This is a genomic window from Roseibium sp. RKSG952 (assembly GCF_009711355.1).
Map to the genome: position 1 here is coordinate 1 of NZ_SMMF01000654.1, position 3,252 is coordinate 3,252.

General features: G+C 58.1%; 3 protein-coding genes and 1 pseudogene. All 4 read right to left on the reverse strand.

The window, feature by feature from the left end:
• Positions 1–341, reverse strand: a pseudogene (locus E1297_RS03375) (Fe-S cluster assembly protein SufD); the annotation flags it as partial.
• 19 nt (positions 342–360) lie between these two features.
• Positions 361–1,113: a Fe-S cluster assembly ATPase SufC gene (gene sufC, locus E1297_RS03380; protein WP_155133871.1), complete on the reverse strand. Its 753-nt coding sequence runs from the start codon at positions 1,111–1,113 to the stop codon at positions 361–363.
• Between the two features lie 260 nt (positions 1,114–1,373).
• Entirely contained in the window at positions 1,374–2,846 is a 1,473-nt protein-coding gene (gene sufB / locus E1297_RS03385) for a Fe-S cluster assembly protein SufB (protein WP_155133874.1), read from the reverse strand.
• A gap of 112 nt (positions 2,847–2,958) precedes the next feature.
• A partial coding sequence (locus tag E1297_RS49045) for an aminotransferase class V-fold PLP-dependent enzyme (protein ID WP_244327618.1) occupies positions 2,959–3,252 on the reverse strand: 294 nt, incomplete at its 5' end.

The window sequence follows — 3,252 nt, forward strand, 5'->3', positions numbered from 1 at the left end:
GCAGATGCATCGCTGACATCGGCCATGTATTGGCCGTTAGCAATCACAATGAGATAGCGATCGAGGTCCCCGTAGCTTTGCCGGGCATCAAGGATCGCGTTGACGGCATTCAGGTCCGCGGCTCCGGCAAGCGGAGCGGCGGATTTCATGAAGGCCCTGAGGTCGGTGTATTTGTACTCTTCCACCCGGCGGTGCGGCAGACCGCTTTCACGGATCCGGTCGACGGCTGCCGACCGGAGCCCGGAGAGCGCCGAACCCGGAAGCCTGTCTGATGACGCATCGAAGCGCTCGATCAGATCGGCTTCGGCCTGGGTATGTTTGATTGGCATACTGGCGTTCATGGTCGCTGTCTCCCGCCCCTCAGGCCGCCTCGATGAAATCTGCGTAACCGTTTTTCTCCAGCTCGAGCGCCAGATCCTTGCCACCGGTCTTGACGATCCGGCCCTTGGACAGAACGTGGACGACGTCCGGCACGATGTGGTCGAGCAAACGCTGATAGTGGGTGATTACCACCATGGACCGTTCCGGTGAGCGCAGCTTGTTGACGCCTTCCGACACAATGCGCAAGGCATCGATATCAAGACCGGAATCGGTTTCGTCGAGGACGCAGAGTTTCGGCTCGAGCAGCGCCATCTGCAGGATTTCCGAGCGCTTCTTTTCACCGCCGGAGAAGCCGACATTCAAGGGGCGCTTCAGCATGTCCATGGTGACATTCAGATCCGCTGCCTTGGACTTGACCAGCTTCATGAAATCCGGGATCGACAACGGGTCTTCGCCACGCGCCTTGCGCTGCGCGTTGAGCGCCGTTTTCAGGAATTCCATGGTCGCGACACCGGGGATTTCAATCGGGTACTGGAACGCCAGGAACACGCCCGCAGCAGCGCGCTCGTCCGGCTCCATCTCGAGGAGATTTTCGCCGTTGAACAGGATCTCGCCCTCGGTGATTTCGTAATCGTCCTTGCTCGCCAGGATATAGGACAGGGTCGACTTGCCCGATCCGTTCGGGCCCATGATCGCATGCACTTCGCCCGGATTGACCTTCAGGTCGATGCCGCGCAGGATTTCGGTTTCGTCTTCCGCGATACGGGCGTGCAGGTTTTTGATCTCAAGCATGTTTCGTCCTCTTTGAGGAAATTGTCTTCAGTCCGGGCTTCAGCCCATTTGTGAGTTCAGTGCGGCAACTCAATCGATGAACCGGGATAGCTTTCGATGCGTGCGGCCCTGAGCGCCGCCACGTCCGGCTTCATCCAACGAAAATCACCGCGAACAGCGCGCAAATGTCCAAGGAGCAGATTTCAACCTTTTCATTCATGGTTTCACCCTCTGCTGGTGCTGTTCACTTCAAAACCGCGCGCTGTTTCCAAATCGATTGGTTAGCCCACAGAGCCTTCGAGGCTGATCGAGATCAGCTTCTGGGCCTCGACGGCAAACTCCATCGGCAGCTGCTGGATGACATCCTTGACGAAGCCGTTGACGATCAGGGCCACCGCTTCCTCCTCGTTCATGCCGCGCTGCAGGCAATAGAACATCTGGTCATCCGAGATCTTGGAGGTGGTCGCCTCATGCTCGAACTGGGCCGTCGCGTTCTTGCTCTCGATGTAGGGCACCGTGTGTGCACCGCAGTCCTGACCGATCAGCAGCGAGTCACACTGGGTGAAATTGCGGGCATTCGACGCCTTGCGGTGTGCCGAGATCAGACCGCGGTAAGTGTTTTCGGACTTGCCCGCCGAAATACCCTTTGAAATCACCCGGCTGGACGTGTTCTTGCCCAGATGGATCATCTTGGTGCCGCTGTCGATCTGCTGATAGCCGTTGGACACGGCAATCGAATAGAACTCGCCACGGGAATTGTCGCCGCGCAGGATGCAGGACGGGTACTTCCAGGTGATCGCCGAACCGGTTTCCACCTGGGTCCAGGAGATCTTGGAGTTCTTGCCCCGGCAGTCGCCGCGCTTGGTCACGAAATTGTAAATGCCGCCCTTGCCGTCCTTGTCACCTGGGAACCAGTTCTGAACGGTCGAGTACTTGATTTCAGCATCATCAAGGGCAACCAGTTCGACCACGGCGGCGTGCAGCTGGTTTTCATCGCGCTGCGGCGCCGTGCAGCCTTCCAGATAGGACACGTAAGAGCCCTTGTCGGCGATGATCAGCGTGCGTTCGAACTGACCGGTGTTCTGTTCGTTGATCCGGAAGTATGTCGACAGCTCCATCGGGCAGCGCACGCCTTCGGGAATGTAGACGAAGGACCCGTCCGAGAAGACCGCGGAGTTCAGCGTGGCATAGTAGTTGTCCGTCACGGGCACGACGGAGCCGAGATACTTCTTGACCAGATCCGGGTACTCGCGCAGCGCTTCGGAGATCGAACAGAAGATGACGCCGGCCTTCTTCAGTTCTTCCTTGAAGGTGGTGACGACCGACACCGAATCGAACACCGCATCGACCGCAACCCGGTTTTCAGGTGCAACGCCTGCCAGAATTTCCTGCTCGCGCAGCGGGATGCCGAGCTTTTCGTAGGTTGCCAGCAACTCGGGATCGACTTCGTCGAGGCTTTTCGGGCCTTCAACGGACTTCGGCGCCGCCCAATAGTACAGGTCGTCGAAATCGATCTTCGGGTAGGACACCCGCGCCCAGCCCGGCTCGTCCATCTGCTTGAACCGGCGCAGGGCGTCAAGACGCCACTCCGTCATCCATTCCGGTTCGTTTTTCTTGGCAGACAGGAACCGGACGGTCTCCTCGGACAGGCCCTTTGCGCCCTTTTCCGATTCGATGTCGGTTACAAAGCCATATTTATACTGGTCAACATCGATGGCTTTCACCTGATCGATGGTTTCCTGCACGGCTGGCATGTCGTCACTCTCCATCTATTCGGGGTTCAAAGCCCCGACCGTGGTTTTCATTTCTTCAAACGGCACCGTCTGGAACCCGGTGCTGCAAACTGTGCGCGGCCTTAACCGCTTGTCATGCAGCCCGGTTGCGGGCTGCGGGGTTCAACCGGTCAACGATGTTCGGCCAAACCTCCAAGAACCTGTCTATCTGCGCGTCTTGCGTATCCCACCCAAGGCTCACCCGAATGGCTCCGCGGGCAACCTCTTCGCGCCATCCCATGGCCGTCAGAACATGAGAGACCGAAACTTTTCCAGAGGAACACGCCGAACCTGATGACACGGATACGCTTTCCAGGTCGAAGGCGATCAGTGCTGTTTCGGCCGAAATGCCGTCAACTGCAAAACAGGATGTATTCGCAAGGCGCGG

What these genes read in the sequence shown, in the direction of transcription:
- sufC (WP_155133871.1), bottom strand. Translation starts at nt 1,113, where the DNA reads ATGCTTGAGATCAAAAACCTGCACGCCCGTATCGCGGAAGACGAAACC.
- sufB (WP_155133874.1), bottom strand. Translation starts at nt 2,846, where the DNA reads ATGCCAGCCGTGCAGGAAACCATCGATCAGGTGAAAGCCATCGATGTT.